Below are 21,899 nucleotides of genomic sequence, written 5' to 3'. Positions count from 1 at the left end.
CAGCAGCACGGACCTTCGATGGGCTCCGGCCGTCAGCAGCACGGACCCGCCGTTCCCCGGGCCCCTGGTGGTGCTCTCCCGGGCCCCTGGTGGTGCTCTCCCGGCCCCTGAATGTTCAGGCGCGGTCGACCAGGACGGGGCGGTCGGGGAGGGCGAGGGCGGCGCGGGAGCCGAGGGGGAGGGTGGTGGCGGTCTCGGTGGGGAGGTCGGACTTGAGCTCGGTGCCGTCGGGGAGGCGGACGGTGACGCGGGTGACGGCGCCGAGGAAGGAGGCGGCGACGACCAGGGCGGGGCCGTCCTCGGCGGGGGTGAGTCCGACGTGTTCGGGGCGGACCAGGACGTGCAGGTCGCCGTCGGCGGGGAGGGGGCCGTCGACGGGGTGGCGGCGGCCGAGCACCTCGACCCCGCCGTCGGCGGTGCGCGAGCACGGCACGCGGCTCATCGTGCCGACGAACTCGGCGACGAACGCGGTGGCCGGCCGGGAGTACAACTCCGAAGGGGCGGCGCACTGTTCGAGGCGGCCGGCGCGCAGGACGGCGACCCGGTCGGCCATCGAGAGGGCCTCCTCCTGGTCGTGGGTGACGAACAGGGTGGTGATGCCGAGCTCCTGCTGGAGGCGGCGGATCTCCTCGCGCAGCGCGAGCCGGACTTTCGCGTCCAGGGCGGAGAGCGGCTCGTCCAGGAGCAGGACGCGCGGCTGGAGGGCGAGCGCGCGGGCCAGCGCGATGCGCTGCTGCTGGCCGCCGGACATCTGGTGGGGGTAGTGCGCGGCGCGCTGCGGGAGGCCGACGAGTTCCAGCAACTCCTGGGCGCGGCGCAGCCGTTCGGCCTTTCCGGCGCCGCGCATCCGCAGGCCGAAGGAGACGTTCTCGGCGGCGGTGAGGTGCGGGAAGAGGCTGTACGACTGGAAGACCATGCCGGCGTCGCGGCGGTGCGCGGGGATCCGGGTGATGTCCTCGCCGTCGACCAGCACCTCGCCGGAGTCGTGGGTCTCGAAGCCGGCCAGGATCCGCAGCGCGGTGGTCTTGCCGCAGCCGGAGGGGCCGAGCAGGGCGAGCAGTTCGCCGGGGCGGACGGTCAGGTCCAGGCCGTCCAGGGCGGTGGTGGTGCCGAACTGCCGTCGCAGCGAACGGAATTCGACGGTGGCGCTGCCGGTGGCGGCGTCCTCGGCGAGGGGGGCGGTGGCGGTGCTCATGGGTGGCGGTCTCCGTGGGCGTCTCAGGAGGTGTCTCAGGGGGTGGCGGTCTTGTGGCGGCGCTCGCGGCCGGCCGCGGCCAGCAGGAGCAGCAGCACCCAGGTGATCAGCAGGCTGAGCACGGACACCGCGACGGACATCTGGCCCCGGCTGTTGCCGACCGAGTAGATCCACACCGCGAAGGGCTGGTAGCCGAGGATCGAGGCGGTGGTGAACTCGCCCAGCACCAGGGCCAGGGTGAGGAAGGCGGCGTTCAGCAGCGCGCCGCGCAGGTTCGGCACGATCACCGAGAGCACGGCCCGCGGCCAGGGGGCGCCGCAGTTGCGGGCGGCCTCGACCAGGGTGCGAACGTCCACCGCGCGCAGCCCGGAGTCCAGGGCGCGGTAGGCGAGCGGCAGGGCCATCAGGACGTACGCGACGACCAGGACGAGCGGGAACTCCGGCTGCTGGACGAAGACGAAGGTCTGGAAGAACGGGGTGTCCATCAAGTAGTCGGGGCCCCAGCGCAGCACGCCGATCAGGCCGGCGGTCAGCGCGACCGGCGGCACCACCAGCGGCAGGGTGCAGACCACTTCGAGCACCGGACGGAGCCTGGGCGCGCCGATCCGGGCCGCGATCATCGCGGGCACCAGCAGGAGCAGCAGCACCACGACGGTGACGGCGGCCAGCTCCAGGGTGAGGACCAGGCTGTCGGTGAAGCCGGGGGCGGAGAGCAGGCCGGTGTAGGCGTCGAAGGAGATCCCGTCGGCGTCGTCGATCGAGAACCAGACCGAGGCGGCCATCGGGACCAGGAAGTACAGCGCGGCCGGCAGCAGGACCGCGGCGCGCCACAGCCGGGGACGGGGGGTCAGTCGAGCCATCGGGCGCTCCGGCGCTGGAGGGGCAGGTAGACGGCCATCACCAGGGCGGCGACGACGATCATGTCGAGGCTGAGCGCCAGCGCCAGGTTGCCCTGGCCGACCAGCACGTTGCCGGAGAGCGCGTCGGCGATCTGCCGGCTGATCAGCGGGACGGTCGCGCCGACCATCGCGGCGGCGGTGGCGTACGCGGCGAACGCCGAGCCGAACAGCAGCACGAAGCCGCCGAGCAGCGACGGGAACAGGATCGGCAGCGCGACGTGCCGCCAGTACTGCAGGGTGGTGGCCCGGTTGTTGCGGGCGGCCTCGCGCCACTGCAGGCGCAGGCCCTCCAGGGCGGGGGTGACGGTGAGCACCATCAGCGGCACCAGGAAGTACAGGTAGGTGACGGCCAGGCCGGTGAAGCTGTACAGCGACCAGCCGTGGTCGGTCAGGTGGAACATCTTCGTCACCTCGCCCGCGTTGCCGAGGGTGGCGACGAAGGCGAACGCCAGCGGCAGGCCGCCGAAGTTGGCGAGCACGCCGGAGCCGGTCAGCACCGCCTCGCGCAGCAGCCGGAACCGGGAGGTCAGCACGGCCTGGGCGATCGGGACGCCGAGCACGGTGCCGATCAGCGCGGTCAGCGCGGACAGCTTCAGGCTGGAGAGCAGCGCCGTCCAGTACGCGCCCTGCACCGAGTCGGTGAGGTTGGCGGTGGTGAAGGAGCCGGCGCCGGTCTCCGCGTCGCTGGAGACGGTGAACGCGCCGGTGAGGACGGCGACGGCGGGCAGGCCGAAGCCGACCAGGAAGAAGGCCAGCAGCGGTACGGCGGCCAGCCAGGCGCCGCCGCGCGGACGGCGGCGGGCCGGGCGGGGCCCGGCTGGGCGGCGCGCGGCTGGGCGGCGTCCGGCGGGGCGCGCGGTGGGGGAGGCGGTGGCGGTGGCGGGGGCGCCCGGGCCGCCGCTGGGGTCAGCGGCGGCCGGGGCCGGCACCGGGGTGGGGGCCGTGGTCATGTCGGTGATCAGCCCGCGATGGCCTTGGCCCAGTTGTCGGTCAGCACCTTCTTGGCCGCGTCGACCTGCTCCGAGGTCGGGAAGGCGGTGAACGGCTTCTCGACGGTGGGCAGCTTGGCCGCGGCGGTGGCGTCCAGGGTGCCGTCCGCCTTCATCGCGTCGAACAGCGCCGGGGTGGCGTAGCCGCCGAGGAAGCCGTTCTGGCCCTCGGCCGAGTACAGGTACTCCATCCACAGGCGGGCGGCCGCCGGGTGCGGGGCGTCCTTGTTGATCGCCTGGTTGTAGTACTGGGCGTAGGAGCCGTCGGACGGGACGGCGACCTGCCAGTCGATGCCCTTGCCCTTGAACTCGTCGGTGTAGCCCGCGTTCAGGTACGACCAGTCGATCGAGATCGGGGTCTCGCCCTTCTCGATGGTCGCCGGGGTGGACTCGACCGGGTTGAAGTTGCCGGACTGCTTCAGCTTGGCGAAGAAGTCGATGCCGGGCTGGATGTTGTCGAGGCTGCCGCCGTTGGCCAGCGCGGCCGCGTACACGCCGCCGAACGCCGAACCGGACTTGGTCGGGTTGCCGTTCAGCGCGACCTGGCCCTTGTACTCCGGCTTGAGCAGGTCGGCGAAGGTCTTCGGGCAGACGGCGACCTTCTTGGCGTCGCAGCCGATCGAGACGTAGCCGCCGTAGTCGTTGACCCGCAGGCCGGCCGGGTCCTTCATGGCGGCGGGGATCTTGTCGAAGCCGGCCACCTTGTACGGGGCGAGCAGGCCCTCCTTGGCGGCGGACAGCGCGAACGCCGAACCCAGGTCGAGGGTGTCGGGGGCGCGGTCCTGGCCCTTGCGGGACTTGACCGCGTTGATCTCGTCCTGGCTGGAGCCGTCCGGGTTCTCGTCCTCGATCTCGATGCCGTACTTCGCCTTGAAGTCGTCCATCAGCTTGCCGTAGTTGGCCCAGTCCCGCGGGAGGGTGATGACGTGCAGCTTGCCCTCCTTCTTCGCGGCGGCCACCAGGCCGTCCATGCCGCCGAAGTCGGCCAGCGAGGTCGCGGTCCGCGCGTTCACCGTGCCGCCGCCGGCCTTGGCGGCCTCGCCGGACGTGGCGGACGAGCCGGCGGAGCCGCAGGCGGAGAGGGAGAGCGCGGCAGCGGTCAGCACGGCCGCGAGGGCGGCGGCGCGGTGGCGGTGCACGGTCACGGGAGGGTCTCCTGGAGGAAGTGGAGCTGCAGAGGTCACGAGGGAGGTCGTGCGAGGGTCTTCGGTGCGCGGCGCGGCCGGTTGTCCGGCCAAGTTGGCCAGCCAACTTCCGCCGCCAGGAGCAAGTACGCCCGAAAGCGGTGACGGGAAGGTGAACGGACGGGCCAGTGCGGGGGTCGGCTGCGGGAACGCTCGCGGGAGCGGCCGCGCCCGGCTCCGGGGCCGCCGCGGGCAGCGGCTACAGTCGGCGGTGCACGCGCGCTCACGCGCAGGACACGGCCCAACCTCCTTACCAGCCAAGGGAACTCGACGCACGTGGCACTCGACCAGGACCGCGCCGCCGGCTCGCTCTACCGCAAGGTGGCCGCCGACCTGCGCGAGGCGATCACCTCCGGCTCGTTCGGCGAAGCCGGGCGGCTGCCGGCCGAGGGCGCCCTCGCCGAGCAGTACGGTGTCTCCCGCGGCACCGTCCGGCAGGCCCTCGCCCTGCTGCGCGCCGACGGGCTGGTCACCTCCCGCCGCGGCACCCGCCGGGTCGTCCTCGGCGGCGCCCGCGTCCAGTCCTTCTCCGAACTGCTCTCCTTCACCCACTGGGCCCGCTCCATGGGCGAGGAGCCCGGCGGCCGGCTCGAATCGCTGGTCCGCCGCCCCGCCGACGCCGCCGAACGCGAACAACTGCGCCTGGAACCCGGCACCGAGGTCTACGTCACGCTCCGGCTGCGCACCCTCTCCGGCACCCCCGTGATGGTCGAGCGCACCGTCTACCCGCCCCGGGTCGGCGAGTTGGTCGCCCAACTGCCGCCCGACGCGGTCTCGCACACCGAACCCCTGCGCGAGCACGGCATCCTGTTCACCGACGCCGACCACACCATCGACGTGGTCACCGCCGACGCCGCCGACGCCCGGCTGCTCTCCTGCCGCCGCGGCAGCCCGCTGCTGCGCGAGAAGCGCCGCACCACCGACCCCACCGGCACCCCCGTCGAGTGGTCCCAGGACCGCTACCTGCCCGGCACCGTCGCCTTCTCCATCCACAACTCGCTGGCCTCGTCCGCGCTTTCGCGGCACGCCCGGGACGAGGACTGAAAACCGGATGACCCGGCCGCCCGCCGGTGGTGACAATCGCCGGATGAGCGACATCACGCGCATCGACCCGCCGGAACTCCACCCCACCGCCGGGTACGCGCACATCACGGTGGTGGAGGCCGGGCGCACCGCGCACCTGGCCGGGCAGTGCCCGCTGGACGCGGAGGGGAGGCTGGTCGGGGCGGGAGACCTGGACGCCCAGATCGACCAGGTGGTGGCCAACGCGATGACGGCGCTGGCCGCGATCGGGGTCGGGCCGGAGCGGGTGGTGCGGTCGGTGGTCCACGTGGTCAGCGACCGCAGCGAGGTGCTCGGCGGAGCCTGGCGCCGCCTGACCGCCTCCCCGCTCGGCCCCGCCTTCGGCACCGCCTCCACCCTGCTCGGGGCCGCGGCCCTCGGCTACACCGGGCAGCTGGTCGAGGTCGACCTGACGGCGGCGCTGCCTGCCTAGTCGTTCATCAACTCCCGGAGCAGCGGCCGGAATTCGGCGAAGGTCGGGGTGGCGGCGGCCGGGTCCTTGGCGGCCTCGTCCCAGCGGCGGACGGCCACCGCGGCGGCGCCGAACGGGTGGGCGGCGAAGGCGGCGGCCTCGTCCGGGGGCATCGGGCCGCCCTGGAGGGCCAGGGTGTGGACGGAGGCGGGGGAGAGCAGGTCGGCGTAGCCGGGTTCGGCGGTGCACAGGTAGCGCTTGGCATCGACGTGCAGGCGGACCGGTTCGGTGACGGCGGGCGGGAAGTACGGGGCCAGCCGGGCGGCCGCGCTCTCGCCGTGCCGGTTGTCGGTGCCTGCCATCAACTCCCGTCCGCTGCCCCGGAAGTGGCCGATGTCGTGCAGCAGGGCGGCGGCCACCAGCGCGGGCGGGGCGTCGGCGGCGCGGGCCAGGGCGGCGGCCTGCAGCATGTGGGCGGCCAGGGTGACGGCCTCGCCCAGGTACTCGGCGGAGCCCTCGCCCGCGAACAGCGCCTCGAGTTCGTCCAGCACGGCGGTGGTGCGGCGCAGCACGGCCAGGGCGGAGGAGAGCGCGTCCAGGTCGGCGTAGCAGCCCTGCAGGTGGCGGTGGCCGCCGGTGCCGTCGCCGGGCCCGAAGGCGGTGCGGGCGTGCAGCAGGCGGGTGTTGTCGAGGAGCAGGCAGTCGCCGGGGGCGAGCCGGAAGTCCAGCCGCAGCTCCGGGCGCAGGGTGATCGCGGCGAAGCGGCGGTAGGCGGCGTAGAAGGCGTCCAGTTCGGCGGGGGCCAGGGCGGACAGCGCGGCGGTGTCGGTGGAGCGGTCGTTGAAGCGGACCTCGCGGATCGCGCCGCGCGGGTCGAGCCCGATCAGCGGCCGCGCGGCGGTGAGTTCGGTGCCCCGGTCGCGGTAGCGGAACGGCACCGGCGTGCGGGCCAGCACCGCGAACGCGGCCGGGTCCTGCGCGCGCAGCAGCGCGGCGGCCCGGAACCCGTCCACCAGCCCGGAGTCGCCGCCCGCGCGGTCGTTGCGCAGGCAGTGCAGCAGTTGCAGGGTGGGCACCGGGTCCCGGTACGGGTTGTCGGTGTGCGGGGCGATGGCGGCGCTGGTGAAGGCCAGGTTCGCCGGGTCGGGCTCCACCCGGACGTCGAACAGTTCGCCGTAGTTGGTCTCCCGGACGTACCCGAAGCTGCGGGCGGCCTCCAGCACCCGTCCCGGCTCGGCCGGGACGCCGCGCAGCAGCGCGAAGCCGGAGCGCAGGACGGCCGCCAGCACCGCCGTCCGCTCCTCCGGGTCGGCCAGGTACGCCGCCCAGTCGGCCTCCGGCAGGCCGCGGGCGAAGTCGGCGGCCTGCCACAGCCGTTTGGCGTGCTCGGTGCGCTCGTCGGGGCCGGCGGGCGCGTCCCACCCGGCCGGGTAGTGCGAGCGGTGGCCGTCGGACCAGCGCACCGTCAGCCCGGCGGCGTCCTCGGCGGTCTCGACGGCGGCCAGGCCGTCCGGCAGGTCACCGATCCGGAACAGCTTCTGCCCGCCGCGCGGGTCGCGGCACTCGGGGCACGGGCAGTTGTCGCGCAGCCAGTACGGGTGGGACGCGGGGGGCACGGGCATCGGGTCAGCCTCCAGTTGTACAGCCAACTTCGCGGGGCTGCCCAGCCAAGACCGCCCGGACGTCCACCACCCGCCCGCCCGGTGAACGGCGGGCCACCGGCGGCCGAACCCTGTCCCTGCCCGGGGCTACCCTGCCCGCATGACGCTCGACCTCGCCCGCGACCTGCCCGCCGCGCTCACCGACCGCACCACCGCCTGGCGGCTGATCGCCGACCTCGCCGCCTTCTGGGGCGCCCCGCTGCGCCCCGGCGACGGCCGCACCGACGCCGAACTCGACGCCGCCGAGGCCAGGTTGGGCCTGCGGCTGCCCGCCGCGCTGCGCGAGGCGCACCGGCTGATCGGCAACCGCCCCGACCTCACCAGCAACCACGACACCCTGCTGCCGCCCGAGGAGCTGTACACCGACCAGGGCTGCCTGGTCTACCGGGTGGAGAACCAGAGCTGCGCCTACTGGGGGATCCCGCTCGCCGCCCTCGGTCAGGACGACCCGCCCACCGTCGTCTGGCCGGACGCCGCCGACCCCGAGCCCACCCCGTGGACGGCCAGGTTCTCCGTGGAGTGCCTGGCCGTCGTCCTCACCGAGCCGCTGCTCGACGAGGACGCGCACGTGGACGCGGGCGAGGTCGATCCGGCCGACCTGGCCGACTGGACCGAACTGCCCCCGCTGTACGAACCCGGCGTCGACACCCGTCTCTTCGCCCGCCCGGACGCCCTGCTGGCGATCCAGGGCGGCTTCTGGACGGCGGTGCGGGCGGTCAGCGAGGAGGTGCTCGAAGAGCTGTGCGAGGCGTTGCCGGTCAGCTGGAACAACTACTGACGCACCGTCAGATCGCCTGCTCCCACGCCTCGGTGGCCGCCGTGACCGCCGGGGCGGCCGGGGCGCCGGTGGCTTCGGCGAGGAGCTCCAGGGTGGCGATGACGGTCTCCGGGTTGGCGGCCGGGCCGTAGTGGTTGAGCCGGAGCATGGTGGCGGCCAGCGCGCCGCCCGACTGGACGGGCAACTGCGGGGCGCGGCGGCGCACTTCGGCGGCCAGCTCGGCCGCGTTGGTGCCCAGCGGGGTGCGCAGCGTGGTGGCGACCGGGGCGGCGTGCTCGGCGAGCCGGACGTACGGGGCGACGGTGCCCAGGGCGAGGGCGCCCGCGCGGGTGGCGGCGGCCGCGGCGCGGTGCCGGGCGATCACCGCGTCCAGCGTCTCGGTCTCGATCGCGGCCAGGCACTCCTCCAGCGCGAGCATCTCCAACTGGGCGGGTGCGTGCGGAAGTTGGGTGCGGCCGGCGTCCGTCCAGCGCTCCTTCCAGTCCAGCAGGGAGAGGTAGGAGCGGCGCGGCGCGGCCGGGTTGGCGGTGATCCGCTGCCAGGCGCGCTCGCTCACCGACACCGCCGAGACGCCCGCCGGGCCGCCCATCGCCTTCTGCCCGCCGATCACGCACAGGTCGACGCCCCACTCGTCGGTGAGCAGCGGCTCGGCGGCCACCGAGGCCACCGCGTCCAGCATCAGCAGCGCGCCGTGCTGCCGCACCACCTCGGCGATCTCCGCGACCGGGTTGGTGTTGCCGGTCGCCGCCTCGGCGTGCACCAGCGAGACGAAGTCGATCTCCGGGTGCTCGTTCAGTGCCGCCGCGACCTGCCCGGCGCCCACCGCCGAGTCGTACGGCACCGCCAGGTCGACCACCTTCGCCCCGGCGTCGCGCAGCCAGCCGCCGAAGGTCTGCCCGTACGGGCCGGTGACGATGTTCAGCGCGGTCGAACCCGGGTGCGCCGCGCCCTTGACCGCCGCCTCCAGCGGCAGCAGCGCCTCGCCCTGGGTGACGATCACGTCGTTCCGGGTGCGCAGCAGCGCCGCCACCGCGTCCTCGATCGCGGCGAACCGGTCGGCGGTCATCGGGGGGAGGTCGAGCAGCATGCGCGGGGAGCCTTTCGGTGCGGCGGGCGCCGGGACGGACCGGCGGGCGGAGGGTCGCCGTCGAACAGTCTGCCGCACGAGGCCCGCGGGCCGGTGAACGGCGCCGAGTACAGTGCCAGGCATGACAGAGCGCGGGGTGCTGCACATCAAGGGCCGGGTGCTGGTCGGCCCCGAGGACGTCCGGGACGAACTCTGGGCCGTGGACGGGCGGGTGACCTTCGAACGCCCCGCCGCCGAACCGTCCGCCACCCTCACCGGCTGGGTGCTGCCCGGCCTGGTCGACGCCCACTGCCACGTCGGCCTGGACGCGCACGGCGCCGTCGACCGCGACACCAGCGAGAAGCAGGCCCGCACCGACCGGGACGCCGGCACCCTGCTGATCCGCGACGCCGGCTCCGCCGCCGACACCCGCTGGATCGACGACCGCGACGACCTCCCGAAGATCATCCGGGCCGGTCGGCACATCGCCCGCACCCGCCGCTACATCCGCAACTACGCCCACGAGATCGAACCCGGCGACCTCGCCGCCTACGCGGCCGCCGAGGCCCGGCGCGGCGACGGCTGGGTCAAGCTGGTCGGCGACTGGATCGACCGCGGCGCCGGCGACCTCACCGCCTGCTGGCCCGGCGACGCCCTCGCCGAAGCGATCGCCGCCGCCCACGCCGAGGGCGCCCGGGTCACCGCGCACTGCTTCGCCACCGACTCGCTGCCCGACCTGCTGGCCGCCGGCATCGACTGCGTCGAACACGCCACCGGCCTCACCGAGGACCTGATCCCCGCCTTCGCCGAACGCGGCGTCGCGATCGTCCCCACCCTGGTCAACATCGCCACCTTCCCGGCGCTCGCCGACGGCGGCGAGGCCAAGTTCCCCGCCTGGGCCGCCCACATGCGCCGGCTGCACGCCCGCCGCTACCAGACGGTGGGCGCCGCCCACGACGCGGGAATCCCGATCTACCTCGGCACCGACGCGGGCGGCTCGCTCGCCCACGGCCTGGTCGCCGAGGAGGCCCTCGAACTCACCAAGGCCGGACTCACCCCCGTCGAGGCCCTCGCCGCCACCACCTGGTCCGCCCGCGCATGGCTCGGCCGCCCCGGCCTCACCGAGGGCGCCCCCGCCGACCTCGTCCTCTACCCGGCCGACCCGCGCGCCGACCTGCGCGTCCTGGCCGCGCCCGCGCACGTGGTGCTGAACGGGCGTGTGGTGTGAGGAGGACGGCGTTCGCGCGCAAGTCCGAACGGGACGCGTTCCGGGCCGCCCGGCCGGAGGGCATCCGCCGCCAGATCGACGGCTACGTGCTCCAGGACGGCTTGCCCGCGGCGATCCGCGCGGTCACCGCGGTGACCGCGGTCGGTCTGGTCCGCTTCGACGCCGGTGTCGCCGGCGTGCAACTCCTCGCCGGCGACCGCTACCGGGCCCTCGCCGACCGGATCGTCCGCGACCCCGGCACCCCCGTCGACCCCGACGAGCCCGACGCGTCCGACGAGCCCGACGACGAGGCTCCGCGCCGGCAGCGGCCCGGAGCGGACTCCCGGTGACGGTGGACGCCCGCTGGGAGGCGCTGCCCGCCGAGGTGCGCGAGCGGATCGACGGGGAACTGCTTCGGGAGCGCTTCGTCCACGCGTTCGGGCTGCTGCGGGACGCGGACGGCAGCGGCGTCCAGGAGGGTCGGAAACTCCTGGAGGAGCGCCACCGGCAGCTGCGGCCCGCCCCGCCCGACCCCCTCGCGGGCGCCGAGCCGCTGACCGGGCGGGTCGCCGGGGTGGACGCCCCCGTCCTCGCCGTCCGGGCGGTCCGGACCGGGGCGGACGTCGAACTGCTGCTGGAGGGCGCGGACGGCAGCCAGGTACTGTCCGTCGTGGACGCCGCCACCGCCGCCCGCTACCTTGCCCCCGGCGAACCGGCCGACGGCCGCCCGCCCGTCGAAGCGGCCGCCGAGTGGCTCGGCCGGCGGGCCGCCGCCGCGCTCGGCGTGCCCTTCCGGCCCCCGGGCGGCCCGGCCTGAGGGCCTCGCGAACTCCGGTTGTCAGTGCGGCCGATAGGCTTCCGTCATGGCTGCTCGACCCTTGCACGAAGTTGTAGAACCCGGCTGGGCCCAGGCCCTCGCGCCGGTCGCCGGACAGGTCGCCGCGATGGGCGACTTCCTGCGCGCCGAAATCGCCGCCGGCCGCTCCTATCTGCCGCCCGGCCCGCAGGTCCTACGGGCCTTCCAGCAGCCGTTCGCCGACGTCCGGGTGCTGATCGTCGGCCAGGACCCGTACCCGACGCCGGGGCACGCCGTCGGGCTCAGCTTCTCGGTGGCGCCCGAGGTCCGGCCGATACCGGCCAGCCTGATCAACATCTACCGGGAGTACAGCGAGGACCTCGGCTTCCCGCCGCCCTCCAACGGCGACCTCACCCCCTGGGTGAACCAGGGCGTGCTGCTGCTCAACCGGGCCCTCACCACCGAGACCCGCAAGACCGGCGGCCACCGCAACAAGGGCTGGGAGGCCGTCACCGAACAGGCGATCAAGGCGCTCGTCGGCCGCGACAGGCCGCTGGTGGCCATCCTCTGGGGCCGCGACGCCGGCCAGCTGAAGCCCTGGCTCGGCCAGGTGCCTTACATCGAGTCGGCGCACCCCAGCCCCTTCTCCGCGGAGCGCGGCTTCTTCAAGTCCCGGCCGTTCAGCCGCGCCAACGACCTGCTGCTCCGCCAGGGCGACCAGCCCGTCGACTGGCGGCTGCCCTGACGGAGGCCCCGGTTCGCTCGGTGACCCCCTCGCGGGGCCGGGGTGGAGGACGGTTCCTGGCGGGAATGCGTCGTTCCGGAACCGGGAACGGTCAACGTCGGTCGTCAACCTCACCCGAAGGGGTGAAATGACGTTCCGTGTTGCTGGAGTGACGCACTGTTCGAAGAGACTGGCGGCAGTCGAGAGCGCGAGTCCCCTCCCCGTGCGGTCTGCCGGGTGAGGTCGCGGGCGCGCTCTGCCGTTCACCACGCGTGGGGGTTCCTGTCATGTCTGTTCTGCGTTCGGTCGCCGTCTCGACCCTGGCGGTGTCCGCCCTGACGGTCGGCCTGCCGCTGTCCCCGGCCTCCGCCGCCGACGCCGGTGCCGGTACGCCCGCGAAGCCCGGGAAGGCCAGTGCGGTGACGGCCGAACTCGCCCTGGACGTCACGCTGTTGAACACCGTGAACGTGCCGGTGGACGTGGCGCTGAACAAGGTGGAGTCGCCCGCCCAGCGGGACGGCGCGATGCTGACCGCCAAGGTGGACGGGGTGGACGGCGGCCGGCCGGTGACGCTGGTGAAGGCCGAGGTCGGCAAGTCGGTGACCAGGGTGGACGACAAGCTGGCCACCGCGTCCGTGAAGCTGGTGGACGCCGACGTGCACGTGCCGGGCCTGCCGCTGACCACGCTGCTCGGGCTGGAGGCGATGAGCACCGAGGTGAGCTGCCCGGTGGACGGGACGCCGACCGCGAACGTCGTCGCGCCCGCGAAGCTCACCGTGCTGGGCAGGTCGGTGACGGTGGGCCTCAACTCGCCGACGCACGTGGACGTTCCGGGGATCGGCTCGGTGGACGTCGAGTTCTCCAAGAAGGCCGTCACCACCAGCACGGCGGCGGCCTCCGCGCTGCAGGTGAAGGTGGCGCTGAACCCGCTCGACCTGAACGTGGCCAAGGTGGACGGCACGGTGACGGTCGCCTCGGTGTCCTGCGAGAAGCCGGTGGCGGCGGTCGTCCCGGCGGCGGCCGTCTCCTCGCCCGCGGCCTCCCCCTCGACGGCGGCCCCGGCGTCGCCGTCCGGGCAGAACCGCGCGGTGCCGAAGGCGGCGGGCGAGGAGCTGGCGTACACCGGCTCCTCCGGGACCACGGTGCTGGCCGCGGGCGGCGGCACGCTGCTGGTGGCCGGCGGCGCCGCGGTGTGGATGACCCGGCGGCGGCGCGCGGCGCACGCCCGGCACCGCTGACCGTCCGGGGGAGGGCCGCCGGGGCCCGTCGCGTCCCTGCTGTCCCGGCGGAGCGCCCGCATCGCGAGACGCGGACTCTCCCAGGGTGAGCGCACCGCTGCGGACCGTTGGTTCACATGGGCGTTACATAGGAGGAACAACCGGGAAACGGCGGCTTGCGACGCTACGCGGGCACCCACCACCCAAGCAGTGAGGATCACCGCGATGGCGATCAAGGCCGAGTACATCTGGATCGACGGCACCAAGCCGACCGCGAAGCTCCGTTCCAAGACCCGGGTGCTGCCGAACGCCGACAAGATCCCCACCTGGGGCTTCGACGGCTCGTCGACCAACCAGGCCGAGGGTCACGCCTCGGACCGCGTGCTGGAGCCGGTGAAGGTCGTCAAGGACCCGATCCGCGGCGGCGACAACATCCTGGTGCTGTGCGAGGTCTTCGAGACCAACGGTGAGGCGCACGTCACCAACACCCGCGCCCCGCTGCGCGAGGTCGCCGAGCGCTACGCCGCCCAGGAGTCGATCTTCGGCATCGAGCAGGAGTACACCTTCTTCAAGGGCTCCCGCCCGCTCGGCTTCCCGGAGGGCGGCTACCCGGCCCCGCAGGGCGGCTACTACTGCGGCGTGGGTGCCGAGGAGGTCTTCGGCCGCGAGATCGTCGAGCTGCACCTCGACCGCTGCATCGACGCCGGCCTGGCGATCTGCGGCATCAACGCCGAGGTCATGCCCGGCCAGTGGGAGTTCCAGATCGGCCCGGTCGACGCGCTGACCGTCTCGGACGACCTGTGGATCGCCCGCTACCTGCTCTACCGCACCGCCGAGGAGTTCGGCATCGACGCCACCCTGGACGCCAAGCCGGCCCGGGGCGACTGGAACGGCGCGGGTGCGCACACCAACTTCTCCACCAAGGCGATGCGCGAGGGCTACGACGCCATCATCACCGCCTGCGAGTCGCTCGGCGCCTCCCAGGAGAAGGTGCTGGAGCACGTCACCCAGTACGGCGACGACATCGAGTCCCGCCTGACCGGCAAGCACGAGACCGCCCCGTGGAACGTCTACTCCTACGGCGTGTCCAACCGCGGCGCCTCGGTCCGCATCCCGTGGCAGGTCGAGGTGGAGCAGAAGGGCTACATCGAGGACCGCCGCCCGAACGCGAACGTCGACCCGTACGTGGTCACCCGCCTGCTGATCAACACCTGCTGCGAGGCCCTGGAGAAGGCCGGCCAGGTCTGATCCGCCCGGTACGCGCACTGCACGACGGCGCCCGCCGCTCCCCGCGAGGGGGACGGCGGGCGCCGTCGTCGTTCCGGGCCGCCCGGCGGGGCGCTCAGGACAGCACGAAGCCGTGGGTGCGGCCGACCGGGACGAAACCGCGCCGGGCGTACCAGTGCCGGGGCCAGTCCTCGGCGTCGGCGACCAGGAAGCGCAGGCCGTCGGGGGCCCGGTCGGCGGCCAGCCGCAGCGCAGTGGCCAGGACGGCGTCGGCCAGGCCGCGGCGCTGGTGCTCCTCGGCGGTGGCCAGGTCCTCGATCTGGGCGGTGCCCGCGGCGTCCTGGTACAGGTCGGCCCAGGAGCCGAACTCGCCGCCGGCCCCCCGGGCGGCCAGCGTCAGCACCCGCTCGGCGCCCGCCGCGCGGGCGGCGCGCCGGTTCACCAACTGGGCGATCGAGTCGTCCGGCGCCCACGGCAGCCAGTGCCGCCACTGCCGCTCCAGCGCCGGGGCCAGCTCGTCCGGCGCGACCGGCCCGGCGCCGCCACCGGCCGGCAGCGGACCCCGGTGCACCATCACCACCTCGGTCTCGTGCCGGTAACCGGCCGCCGCCAGCCCCGGCGCGAGGGCCAGCGCCGAGGCGTCGTCGAACACCGAGATCCGCCGGTGGCCCAGGTGCCCGAGCACCTCCTCGGCCAGCCCCGCCACGTCCGTCCCGCTCGGCGGCGTGTCCAGCACCAGCTGGTTGTGCTCGTGCGAGTACGCGAACTCCGTGCTCAGCACCCCGAACCCGCCCGGCAGCTCCACCACCTCGGCGGCCTGCCGCCGGGCGAAGGCGCGGCGGAACTCCAGGGCGACCCGCAGACTCTCCTCGACCATCCGGCCATCGTAGGCCGACCGCTCCGCCCGGTTCGAGCGGTTTGTCACGCCCGGCGGCTCGGACGCGGAAAACCCTTTCGCAGCAAGGGCGTCGGGCTGGCTAGGATCCGGCCGCGCCGCCGGAGGGCCCGGGGCGCGCACGCCGGACGGGGGAAGAACGGCCTTGCGGTACCTGGCGGCGGTGGTCGCGTACGGCGCCGGGATCCGGCGCGCCGTGCCCGCCCCGCGCCGGTACGGCCGACGGCCCGGCGGACGCCGCCGCTTGAGTCTCCCCCCGGGGGAGACGGCAGGGTGGTGGGCATGGACGACGACGGGCTGCTGAGCATCGGCGCGCTGGCGCGGCGTACCGGGTTGACGGTGAAGGCCATCAGGTACTACTCGGACACCGGCCTGGTGCCGTTCACCGACCGCACCGCGGCCGGCTACCGGCGGTACGGCGCCGAGGCCCTGGCCCGGCTCGAACTCGTGCGCACGCTGCGCGAGTTGGGGCTGGGGCTGGACGCGGTGCGGCGGGTCCTGGAACGCGAGGAGAGCCTCGCCGAGGTGGCCCGGGCACACGCCGGTGCCATCGACCTGCGGATCCGTACGCTGCGCCGGCAGCGCGCCGTGCTGCGGGCCGTCGCCGAACACGGAACCGACTCCGAGGAGACCGCGTTGATGCACCGCCTGGTCCGACTGTCCGCCGAGGAGCGCCGCCGCCTGATCGAGGAGTTCGTCGACGACACCTTCGGCACCGCCGACGCCAACCCCGAACTCGTCGCGGCGCTGCGCGCGGCCGTCCCCGAACTGCCCGAGGACCCGAGCACCGAACAGCTCACCGCCTGGGCCGAACTCGCCGAACTCACCGCCGACCAGGACTTCCGGGCCGCCCTGCGGCGGATGGCCGCCTACCAGGCCGAGCAGCGCGCCGAGGGCGACACCACCGGCCTGCACCACGAACTCACCGAACGGGTACGGGAGGTGGTGGGCGCCGCGCTCGCCGCCGGCACCGCCCCCGGCACCCCCGCCGCCGACGCCGCGGTCGCCGGACTGACCGCCCGCTACGCCGAGGTGTTCGGCCGCCCGGACGACGCCGCGCTGCGCGGCTGGATCCTGCGCCGCCTGGAGGTGGCCGCCGACCCCCGGGCCGAGCGCTACTGGGCCCTGCTGGCCCGGATCAACGGCTGGCCCGCCCCGCCCGGACTGGCCCCCGTGTTCGCCTGGTTCGCGGCCGCCCTGCGCGCGGCCGGATAACCGGGTGCGCGGCGCCCTACGCTGGTCCCGTGACTGACACCGCGCCCGCCGAGGGCGACTTCACCCCGCAGGAGCGGGAGCGCGGCCGGGCGCTGCGCCGCTCCCGGCTGCCCTGGGCACTGGGCGGGCAGCTGGCCTCGCTCGCGCTGAGCGCCGTCCTCGGGTTCACGGCCGCCGGGGCGGGCCTGGTGGGCACCGTCGGCGGCTGGTTCGGCGGCAGTTGGGCAGCAGAGGTGCTGGCGGGCGCGGCGGCGCTGGTGCTGCTCGGCCGGGTGGTGACGCTGCCGTTCTCGGCCGAGGTCCGGGTGGCCTCCGCCCGGTACGGCCTGGTCACCCAGGGCTGGGCCGGCTGGGCGGTGGACGCGCTGCGCGGCACCGCCGTCACGCTCGCCCTGTTCCTGCCGCTCGCGCTCGGCCTGTACGCGCTGATCGGATGGTCGCCCGGCCGCTGGTGGCTGCCCGCCGCGGCCGCCGCCGCGCTGCTGACCGTCGCGCTGTCCTTCCTGCACCCGCTGCTCCTCGAGCCGCTGTTCAACCGCTTCTCCCCGCTGCCCGACGGCGAACTGCGCACCGCCCTGCTGGAGTTGGCCCGCCGTGACGGCATCGCGGTGCGCGACGTGCTGGTCGCCGACGCCTCCCGCCGCACCACCGCGCTGAACGCGTACGTCTCCGGCTTCGGCCCGACCCGGCGGATCGTCGTCTACGACACCCTGCTGACCACCGCCGAGCCGCGCGAGATCGAACTCGTCGCCGCCCACGAACTCGGCCACGTCAAACACCGGGACGTGCTCACCGGCACCGTCCTCGGCGCGCTCGGCGCGGCCGTCGCCGTCCCCGTGCTGGCCGCGCTGCTCGCCTGGCGCCCGCTGCTGGACGCGGCCGGGGTCGTCGAGGCCCAGAGCCCGCGCTCGCTGCCGCTGCTGGCCGCGCTGGCCGCCCTGCTCGGCGCGCTCAGCACCCCCGCGCAGTGCGCCGCCAGCCGCCGGATCGAAGCCCGCGCCGACCGGCACGCCCTCGAACTCACCGGCGACGCCGAGCAGTTCATCGCCATGCAGCGCCGCCTCGCGGTCGCCAACGTCGCCGACCCGTACCCGCCCCGAGCCGTCGAACTGCTGCTCGCCACCCACCCCAGCACCGGCCGCCGGATCGCCGCCGCCCGCCGCTGGCTCACCACCCGGGAGGCCGAATGACCCGCCCGCTGCTGATGCTCGACGTCGACGGCCCGCTCGCCCCGTACGTCGGCAGCCCCTACCGCCGACCCGAGGGGTACCTCACCCACCGCGTCCCCGTGCGCAGTTGGCGCGAACGCCAGCTCGCCGCGGGCATCCGCAACCCCAAGCCGCTGCGGGTCTGGCTGCACCCCGACCACGGGCCCGCGCTGCTCGCCCTGCCCTACGAGCTGATCTGGGCCACCACCTGGAAGGACGAGGCCAACGAGCACCTCGCCCCACTCCTCGGCCTGCCCCAACTCCCGTACGTGGACTGGCCGTCCATGCACCACGGCGACCCGGACGGGCTGCACTGGAAGACCCGCCACCTGGTCGCCCACGCCGCCGGACGGCCGTTCGCCTGGGTCGACGACGAGATAGCGCCGCAGGACACCGCCTGGATCGCCGCCCACCACCCCGCCCCCGCGCTCACCCTGACCGTCGACCACCGGTACGGGCTGCGCCCCGCGGACTTCGCCGTCCTCACCGACTGGGCGGAGGCGAACCGGAGTTGATCGTCACCGCACTGCACCGCCACCCCGTCAAGTCACTGCTCGGCGAGCAGGTCGACCGGGCCCGGATCGACGCGCACGGCCTCGACGGCGACCGCCGGCACGCCCTGCTCGACCTCACCGACGGCCGGATCGCCAGCGCCAAGGAACCCCGCACCTGGCGCCGCCTGCTCACCCTCCGCGCGGAACACACCGACGGCGGCGTGCGGATCACCGGACCGGACGGCGCCACCCTCGACGACGCCGGGATCTCCGCGCTGCTCGGCCGCCCCGTCCGGCTGATCTCGCGGCGGCCGGACGGCGCGGTGCTGCACCGATCGGTGCCCGAACAGGTGCTCGCCGCCGGGATCGACGCCGAAGTCGAGCACACCGTCCAGGAGTTCGGATCGGCCGCCGAACCCGGCAGCTTCTTCGACTTCGCCCCGCTGCACCTGGTCACCACCGCGAGCCTGGCCGGCACCCCCGCCGCCCGCTACCGGCCCAACCTGGTGGTCGACGGCGGCGGCGAGCCGTACGCCGAGAACGGCTGGGTCGGCCGCGAACTCGCCGTCGGCCCGGAACTGCGGCTGCGCGTCATCGCCGCGACCCCGCGCTGCGCGATCCCCACCCTCGCGCACGGCCCGCTCCCCACCGACCCGGAGGCCCTGCGCCGCCCCGCCCGGGAGAACCGGGTCCGGCCCCTGCCCGACATGCCGCCACTGCCGTGCGTCGGCGTGTACGCGCAGGTCGTGACACCGGGGACGATCGGGGTCGGGGACACGATCACGCTCCACTGAGAGCGAGAGCCCCCGCCAGGGTGCACCACCAGGGGCTCGGGGAACGGCGAGGCCCAGGCTGCGAGACGTTCACTGCCGGGGCGCGCATTGGCTTCCGGTTCCGTCAAAGACACGCAGCAGCACGGACCTTCGATGGGCTCCGGCCGTCAGCAGCATGGACTCGCCGTTCCCCGAGCCCCTGGTGGTGCATGCTCCCGCAGGGCTTTGAGGAAGGCGTCGGTGGTGGCCGGGTCGCGGACCGCGATGCGGAGCCAGTCGGGGCCGAGGCCGGGGAAGGTGTCGCCGCGGCGGACGGCGTAGCCGGCTTCGCGCAGGCGGGCGCGGACGGCGGTGGCGCCGGGGAGGTGGACCAGGACGAAGGAGGACGCCGGGGTGCCGTGGACGCGCAGGCCGGGGACGGTGGCGAGGCCGGCCAGCAGGTGGGCGCGGTGGGCGGCGGTGGTGCGGGCGGCCTGCTCGGCCTCGGCGAGGGCCGCGGGGGCGGAGCAGATCTCGGCGGCGGCCAGCGCGGGCGTGGAGACCGGCCAGAGCGGTTGCGCGGCGGCGAGTGCGGCGACCAGCGGGGCGGGGGCGAGCAGGTAGCCGATCCGCAGGCCGGCCAGGCCCCAGGTCTTGGTGAGGCTGCGCAGCACGACGACGTCGCCGGGCAGGTCGCGGACGGCGGCGAGGCTCTGGGTCTCCCCGGGGTCGGTGTCGATGAAGGCTTCGTCGACGACCAGGGTGCGGCCGGGCCGGGCCAGTTCGGCGAGGGCGGCGGCCGGGTGGAGGACGGAGGTGGGGTTGGTGGGGTTGCCGACCACCACCAGGTCGGCGTCCTCGGGGACCGCCCCGGGCAGGAGGCGGAAGCCCTGCTCCGGGGTGAGGAGGACGCGGTGGACGGGGTGCCCGGCGTCGCGCAGCGCGGCCTCGGGTTCGGTGAACTGCGGGTGCACGACCACCGCCCGGCGCGGCCGCAGGACGCGGGCGAGCAGCACGAACGCCTCGGCCGCGCCCGCGGTGAGCAGCACCTCGCCGGCCGGGCGGCCGTGCCGGGCGGCGACCGCGGCGCGGGCGGCGGTGCCGTCCGGGTAGGCGGCGAGGCCGGTGAGGGTGGCGGCGAGGTGGGTGTGCAGCCAGGGCGGCGGGGTGCCGGTGCGGACGTTGACGGCGAGGTCGACCAGCCCGGCGGCGCGCACTTCGGCGTCGCCGTGATGGCGCAGATCGGGCTGCTGGTTCACCTGTTGTCCTCCTGGGGGCGGGGCCGGGCGGTCCGGGGGCGGGGCGGCGAGTGCCGCGGTGGCCGAGGCGGTGGCGGTGCGCGGGGCGAGCAGGCGTGCGCCGGGCCCGGCCGTGACGAGCGCGGCGGCCTCGGCGACGCTGGGGGTGCCGACCGCGGCGGCGACCCGGGCGGAGCCGCCGGGCACCTCGGCGGCGGCCAGTACGGCGGCCGGGTGGCCGGTCAGCGGGACGCCCAACTCCCGTACGGCGGCGCACAGTCCGGGTTCGAACAGTTTGCTGTCCAGGGTGGCGGCCCGGGTGACGGCGGTGCGGTCGAGGCCGAGGGCGGCGAGGGCCGCGTCGGCGGCGCGGAGCACCTCGGCGGCGGGGGTGCCGCGCCGCAGGCCGAGGCCGAGCACCACGCGGGGGGCGTGCGCCGGGTGGTGGGGTGCGCCGTCCGACACGCCCGGCCCTCCCGTCCGTTCCGCTCCGTGCGGGCCCGTGCCGGTGCCGCCGCCGGGCCGTGGGAATCCCACCATGTCCGCCCGAGCAGGGTCAATCGGGACAGCTGTGAGAAGCGTCGCGCGGCTGGCCGAAAACCGCCGGGGGGCCGAAGTTGCACAGCCAACCGTTCGCCTGTTCTTCACGTCGCGCGGCATTCGGCCGTCACGGGGCCGGCCCTAGCGTTTCCGGCGCTCCATCGCCCTTGTCCCGTACATTGCACCCCCGGAGGACCTCCGCCATGTCCGTTCAGCCCGACCGCCGCGCCAAGCGCCGCCTGACCGCGATCGGCAGCACCGTCGCCCTCGCCGCCGCCTCGCTCGGCCTGTGGGCCGCGACCGGCTCCACCGCGCAGGCCGCCGGCCTGCCCGCCCCCGACCACGTGGTCGTCGTGGTGATGGAGAACCACGCGTACAGCCAGGTCGTCGGCAGCTCCAGCGCCCCGTACCTGAACGGCACGCTGGTGGCCGGCGGCGCCAACCTGACCCAGTCCCACGGCCTGACCCACCCGTCCGAGCCGAACTACTACATGCTGTTCTCCGGCTCCAACCAGGGCCGCACGGACGACAGCTGCGTCGGCGTCGGCTCGAAGAGCGCCCCGAACCTGGCCTCCGAGCTGATCGCCGCGGGCAAGTCCTGGGGCTCGTACAACGAGGGCCTGCCCAGCCAGGGCTCCACCGTCTGCTCCAACTCCAGCACCAAGTACGCGCAGAAGCACAACCCGTGGTTCGGCTTCTCCAACGTGCCGACCGGCACCGCGTACACCATGGCGCAGTTCCCGACCGACTACACCGCGCTGCCGAAGGTCTCCTTCGTGGTGCCGAACCTGTGCAACGACATGCACGACTGCTCGGTGACCACCGGCGACAACTGGATCAAGAACAACCTGGGCGCCTACGCGACCTGGGCGAAGACCCACAACAGCATCCTGGTCGTCACCTTCGACGAGGACAACAGCCTCTCCGGCAACCGGATCCCGACCGTGCTCTACGGCCAGCACGTCACCCCGGGCTCCACCAGCTCCACCACCTACAACCACTACAACGTGCTGCGCACCCTGGAGGACCTGGCGGGCCTGAGCACCCACGCGGGCAACGCCGCCTCCGCCGCCGACATCACCGGCATCTGGAACTGACGGCCGATGTACCTCGCGGACGATAGGTGTTTTTATCTTGTTG

General features: G+C 74.7%; 22 protein-coding genes. 14 read left to right on the top strand and 8 right to left on the bottom strand.

Features of this window, described 5'->3' with window-relative positions; all coding sequences use genetic code 11:
- Positions 1-115: 115 nt before the first annotated feature.
- Genes ACFUEL_RS13620 through ACFUEL_RS13605 form a run of 4 tightly spaced genes read right to left on the bottom strand, consistent with a single transcriptional unit; the run spans position 116 to position 4,228 of the window.
- Complete coding sequence (locus ACFUEL_RS13620) at positions 116-1,195, bottom strand: ABC transporter ATP-binding protein (protein WP_380236354.1); 1,080 nt, start codon at positions 1,193-1,195, stop codon at positions 116-118.
- 35 nt (positions 1,196-1,230) lie between these two features.
- A complete protein-coding gene (locus ACFUEL_RS13615) occupies positions 1,231-2,055 on the bottom strand; it encodes an ABC transporter permease (RefSeq protein ID WP_380236353.1) in 825 nt (274 codons plus the stop codon).
- Positions 2,043-3,044 (bottom strand): ABC transporter permease, encoded by a 1,002-nt coding sequence (locus ACFUEL_RS13610; protein ID WP_380236352.1) that lies wholly within the window; start codon positions 3,042-3,044, stop codon positions 2,043-2,045. Before ACFUEL_RS13610 ends, ACFUEL_RS13615 begins: the two co-directional genes overlap by 13 nt.
- A gap of 8 nt (positions 3,045-3,052) precedes the next feature.
- On the bottom strand, positions 3,053-4,228 hold the full coding sequence (locus tag ACFUEL_RS13605) for an ABC transporter substrate-binding protein (RefSeq protein WP_380236351.1): 1,176 nt from the start codon (positions 4,226-4,228) through the stop codon (positions 3,053-3,055).
- Between the two features lie 315 nt (positions 4,229-4,543).
- Here ACFUEL_RS13605 and ACFUEL_RS13600 point away from each other — a divergent pair, with 315 nt between their 5' ends.
- Positions 4,544-5,311 carry a GntR family transcriptional regulator gene (locus tag ACFUEL_RS13600; RefSeq protein WP_380236349.1) on the top strand — a complete coding sequence of 256 codons (768 nt, stop codon included), beginning with the start codon at positions 4,544-4,546 and terminating at the stop codon, positions 5,309-5,311.
- 43 nt (positions 5,312-5,354) lie between these two features.
- A complete protein-coding gene (locus tag ACFUEL_RS13595; protein WP_380236347.1) occupies positions 5,355-5,762 on the top strand; it encodes a RidA family protein in 408 nt (135 codons plus the stop codon).
- Here the strand turns inward: ACFUEL_RS13595 and ACFUEL_RS13590 are convergent.
- Positions 5,759-7,363, bottom strand: coding sequence for a TauD/TfdA family dioxygenase (locus tag ACFUEL_RS13590; protein ID WP_380236346.1), 1,605 nt, complete (start codon positions 7,361-7,363; stop codon positions 5,759-5,761). The two genes, ACFUEL_RS13595 and ACFUEL_RS13590, sit on opposite strands and share 4 nt — an antisense overlap.
- 139 nt (positions 7,364-7,502) lie before the next feature.
- On the opposite strand from ACFUEL_RS13590, the gene ACFUEL_RS13585 reads away from it, so the two are divergent.
- Entirely contained in the window at positions 7,503-8,180 is a 678-nt protein-coding gene (locus tag ACFUEL_RS13585; protein WP_380236345.1) for an SMI1/KNR4 family protein, read from the top strand.
- Positions 8,181-8,187: 7 nt separating this feature from the next.
- On the opposite strand, the gene ACFUEL_RS13580 is transcribed toward ACFUEL_RS13585, so the two are convergent.
- A complete protein-coding gene (locus tag ACFUEL_RS13580) occupies positions 8,188-9,267 on the bottom strand; it encodes an aminotransferase class V-fold PLP-dependent enzyme (protein ID WP_380236344.1) in 1,080 nt (359 codons plus the stop codon).
- Positions 9,268-9,388: 121 nt separating this feature from the next.
- Between ACFUEL_RS13580 and ACFUEL_RS13575 the strand changes: the two genes are divergently transcribed.
- From ACFUEL_RS13575 to glnII, 6 genes are all read left to right on the top strand, one after another.
- Positions 9,389-10,474 carry an amidohydrolase family protein gene (locus tag ACFUEL_RS13575; RefSeq protein ID WP_380236342.1) on the top strand — a complete coding sequence of 362 codons (1,086 nt, stop codon included), beginning with the start codon at positions 9,389-9,391 and terminating at the stop codon, positions 10,472-10,474.
- Complete coding sequence (locus ACFUEL_RS13570) at positions 10,471-10,803, top strand: hypothetical protein (protein WP_380236341.1); 333 nt, start codon at positions 10,471-10,473, stop codon at positions 10,801-10,803. Before ACFUEL_RS13575 ends, ACFUEL_RS13570 begins: the two co-directional genes overlap by 4 nt.
- Positions 10,800-11,270, top strand: coding sequence for a hypothetical protein (locus tag ACFUEL_RS13565; RefSeq protein ID WP_380236340.1), 471 nt, complete (start codon positions 10,800-10,802; stop codon positions 11,268-11,270). Before ACFUEL_RS13570 ends, ACFUEL_RS13565 begins: the two co-directional genes overlap by 4 nt.
- A 46-nt stretch (positions 11,271-11,316) precedes the next feature.
- Positions 11,317-11,994, top strand: a complete 678-nt coding sequence (locus ACFUEL_RS13560) for a uracil-DNA glycosylase (protein ID WP_380236339.1) — start codon at positions 11,317-11,319, stop codon at positions 11,992-11,994.
- 266 nt (positions 11,995-12,260) lie between these two features.
- Positions 12,261-13,211 carry an SCO1860 family LAETG-anchored protein gene (locus ACFUEL_RS13555; protein WP_380236337.1) on the top strand — a complete coding sequence of 317 codons (951 nt, stop codon included), beginning with the start codon at positions 12,261-12,263 and terminating at the stop codon, positions 13,209-13,211.
- A 204-nt stretch (positions 13,212-13,415) separates the two neighbouring features.
- Positions 13,416-14,438, top strand: coding sequence for a glutamine synthetase GlnII (gene glnII, locus ACFUEL_RS13550; RefSeq protein WP_380236336.1), 1,023 nt, complete (start codon positions 13,416-13,418; stop codon positions 14,436-14,438).
- Between the two features lie 94 nt (positions 14,439-14,532).
- On the opposite strand, the gene ACFUEL_RS13545 is transcribed toward glnII, so the two are convergent.
- Positions 14,533-15,294: a GNAT family N-acetyltransferase gene (locus tag ACFUEL_RS13545; RefSeq protein ID WP_380236334.1), complete on the bottom strand. Its 762-nt coding sequence runs from the start codon at positions 15,292-15,294 to the stop codon at positions 14,533-14,535.
- Positions 15,295-15,594: 300 nt separating this feature from the next.
- Here ACFUEL_RS13545 and ACFUEL_RS13540 point away from each other — a divergent pair, with 300 nt between their 5' ends.
- Genes ACFUEL_RS13540 through ACFUEL_RS13525 form a run of 4 tightly spaced genes read left to right on the top strand, consistent with a single transcriptional unit; the run spans position 15,595 to position 19,023 of the window.
- Entirely contained in the window at positions 15,595-16,527 is a 933-nt protein-coding gene (locus tag ACFUEL_RS13540; RefSeq protein WP_380236333.1) for a MerR family transcriptional regulator, read from the top strand.
- Between the two features lie 29 nt (positions 16,528-16,556).
- Entirely contained in the window at positions 16,557-17,717 is a 1,161-nt protein-coding gene (locus ACFUEL_RS13535; RefSeq protein WP_380236332.1) for a M48 family metallopeptidase, read from the top strand.
- Positions 17,714-18,250, top strand: a complete 537-nt coding sequence (locus ACFUEL_RS13530) for a hypothetical protein (RefSeq protein WP_380236331.1) — start codon at positions 17,714-17,716, stop codon at positions 18,248-18,250. Before ACFUEL_RS13535 ends, ACFUEL_RS13530 begins: the two co-directional genes overlap by 4 nt.
- Positions 18,247-19,023, top strand: coding sequence for an MOSC domain-containing protein (locus tag ACFUEL_RS13525; protein WP_380236330.1), 777 nt, complete (start codon positions 18,247-18,249; stop codon positions 19,021-19,023). The genes ACFUEL_RS13530 and ACFUEL_RS13525 overlap by 4 nt, the downstream gene beginning before the upstream one ends.
- Before the next feature lie 146 nt (positions 19,024-19,169).
- Here the strand turns inward: ACFUEL_RS13525 and cobC are convergent, their stop codons facing one another.
- Positions 19,170-20,684 carry an Rv2231c family pyridoxal phosphate-dependent protein CobC gene (gene cobC / locus ACFUEL_RS13520; RefSeq protein WP_380236329.1) on the bottom strand — a complete coding sequence of 505 codons (1,515 nt, stop codon included), beginning with the start codon at positions 20,682-20,684 and terminating at the stop codon, positions 19,170-19,172.
- A gap of 278 nt (positions 20,685-20,962) precedes the next feature.
- Between cobC and ACFUEL_RS13515 the strand changes: the two genes are divergently transcribed.
- Positions 20,963-21,856 carry an alkaline phosphatase family protein gene (locus tag ACFUEL_RS13515; protein WP_380236327.1) on the top strand — a complete coding sequence of 298 codons (894 nt, stop codon included), beginning with the start codon at positions 20,963-20,965 and terminating at the stop codon, positions 21,854-21,856.
- Positions 21,857-21,899: the final 43 nt, after the last annotated feature.

Origin of the sequence: Kitasatospora sp. NPDC057198, from assembly GCF_042670125.1 — a bacterium.
Lineage (GTDB): Bacteria > Actinomycetota > Actinomycetes > Streptomycetales > Streptomycetaceae > Kitasatospora.
The sequence above is the reverse complement of the archived record's forward strand: the minus strand, read 5'-3'. Positions and strand labels throughout refer to the sequence as shown.

Bases quoted from the DNA above. Each gene is read 5' to 3' on its own strand.
- ACFUEL_RS13620 (WP_380236354.1), bottom strand. From the start codon at position 1,195: ATGAGCACCGCCACCGCCCCCCTCGCCGAGGACGCCGCCACCGGCAGC.
- ACFUEL_RS13615 (WP_380236353.1), bottom strand. From the start codon at position 2,055: ATGGCTCGACTGACCCCCCGTCCCCGGCTGTGGCGCGCCGCGGTCCTG.
- ACFUEL_RS13610 (WP_380236352.1), bottom strand. From the start codon at position 3,044: ATGACCACGGCCCCCACCCCGGTGCCGGCCCCGGCCGCCGCTGACCCC.
- ACFUEL_RS13595 (WP_380236347.1), top strand. From the start codon at position 5,355: ATGAGCGACATCACGCGCATCGACCCGCCGGAACTCCACCCCACCGCC.
- ACFUEL_RS13590 (WP_380236346.1), bottom strand. From the start codon at position 7,363: ATGCCCGTGCCCCCCGCGTCCCACCCGTACTGGCTGCGCGACAACTGC.
- ACFUEL_RS13585 (WP_380236345.1), top strand. From the start codon at position 7,503: ATGACGCTCGACCTCGCCCGCGACCTGCCCGCCGCGCTCACCGACCGC.
- ACFUEL_RS13580 (WP_380236344.1), bottom strand. From the start codon at position 9,267: ATGCTGCTCGACCTCCCCCCGATGACCGCCGACCGGTTCGCCGCGATC.
- ACFUEL_RS13575 (WP_380236342.1), top strand. From the start codon at position 9,389: ATGACAGAGCGCGGGGTGCTGCACATCAAGGGCCGGGTGCTGGTCGGC.
- ACFUEL_RS13560 (WP_380236339.1), top strand. From the start codon at position 11,317: ATGGCTGCTCGACCCTTGCACGAAGTTGTAGAACCCGGCTGGGCCCAG.
- ACFUEL_RS13555 (WP_380236337.1), top strand. From the start codon at position 12,261: ATGTCTGTTCTGCGTTCGGTCGCCGTCTCGACCCTGGCGGTGTCCGCC.
- glnII (WP_380236336.1), top strand. From the start codon at position 13,416: ATGGCGATCAAGGCCGAGTACATCTGGATCGACGGCACCAAGCCGACC.
- ACFUEL_RS13545 (WP_380236334.1), bottom strand. From the start codon at position 15,294: ATGGTCGAGGAGAGTCTGCGGGTCGCCCTGGAGTTCCGCCGCGCCTTC.
- ACFUEL_RS13540 (WP_380236333.1), top strand. From the start codon at position 15,595: ATGGACGACGACGGGCTGCTGAGCATCGGCGCGCTGGCGCGGCGTACC.
- ACFUEL_RS13530 (WP_380236331.1), top strand. From the start codon at position 17,714: ATGACCCGCCCGCTGCTGATGCTCGACGTCGACGGCCCGCTCGCCCCG.
- ACFUEL_RS13515 (WP_380236327.1), top strand. From the start codon at position 20,963: ATGTCCGTTCAGCCCGACCGCCGCGCCAAGCGCCGCCTGACCGCGATC.